At 63.1% G+C, this 1,182-nt stretch carries 1 protein-coding gene; it reads right to left on the bottom strand.

All coding sequences use genetic code 11. The features are described from left to right. The coding region (locus GD1_RS23995) for an IS256 family transposase (RefSeq protein WP_059040034.1) at nucleotides 1–1,097 on the bottom strand (1,097 nt) is incomplete at its 3' end. Between the last annotated feature and the right edge of the window lie 85 nt (nucleotides 1,098–1,182).

Here is a 1,182-nt window from a genome sequence, read left to right as displayed (position 1 = left end):
CCTTTGGTGACTTTGGTCCGTAGCCGCACGGTCGCGAACGTCGACTCGATCGGATTGGTGGTCCGCAGATGAATCCAATGCTCAGCGGGATACCGATAGAACTCCAGGAGCACGTCGGTGTCGTCGACGATCTTGGCCACGGCTTTCGGATACTTGGCACCGTAGGTCTTCTCGAATGCAGCGATGGCTTGACGGGCATGCTGTTCGTCTTCGGCGTTGTAGATTTCCTGCATCGCTTTGATAGCGTTGGGGTGTGCCGATTTCGGCAGTACCGCAAGCACATTGGCTTGCTTATGAAACCAGCAGCGTTGTTCCCGGCTCTCGGGGAACACCTCGCGGACCCCGGCCCAGAACCCGAGCGCGCCGTCCCCGACCGCCAGGGTCGGGGACGGCATGCCACGGCGTTTACAGCTGCGCAGCAGATCGGCCCACGACTCGGTCGATTCCCGGTAGCCGTCAGCGAGCGCGATCAACTCCTTGCGGCCGTCGGCGCGGACGCCGATCATGACCAACAGACACAGCTTCTCCTGCTCCAGGCGCACCTTGAGGTGGATGCCGTCGACCCACACGTACACATAGTCGGCGGTGATGTCGCGGTCGGCGAAGGCTGCGGCTTCTTTCTGCCACTGGGCAGTGAGTCGGCTGATGGTGGCCGCCGACAACCCAGCGCCGGAACCGAGGAACTGCTCGAGTGCCGGCCCGAAATCGCCGGTGGACAGTCCATGCAGGTACAGCAGCGGCAGGACCGCGGAGATCTCCGGGCTTTTGCGTGCCCACGCCGGCAGAATCTTCGACGAGAACCTCTGCCGCTCACCGGTGTCTGGGTCGACGCGCTTGTCGTTGACCCGCGGTGCCTTCACCGCAACCGCACCCGCAGCGGTCATCACCTCGCGCTCGTTGTGGGAGCCGTTACGCACCACCAGACGGTGCCCGTTCTCATCGACCTGATCGGTGAACTGGTCGATGTAGGCGGCGACCTCGGCGCGCAATGCCGCGGCGAGCATCTGCCGAGCACCGTCTCGGACGATCTGATCGAGGATGGAGCGGTCCTCGCCAGCCGGGTTGGAACCTTCGTTGGAGTTGACTACCGTGAGCACGAGGCGTGCCTTTCCGCCAGCGCTGCAACGCTGACTTGATCAAGTGACTACCAGGATCATATTTACGGGAAGGCACGCCCTCCCT

It is taken from the genome of Gordonia desulfuricans NBRC 100010, assembly GCF_001485495.1.
GTDB classification, from domain to species: domain Bacteria; phylum Actinomycetota; class Actinomycetes; order Mycobacteriales; family Mycobacteriaceae; genus Gordonia; species Gordonia desulfuricans.
The sequence above is the reverse complement of the archived record's forward strand: the minus strand, read 5'-3'. Positions and strand labels throughout refer to the sequence as shown.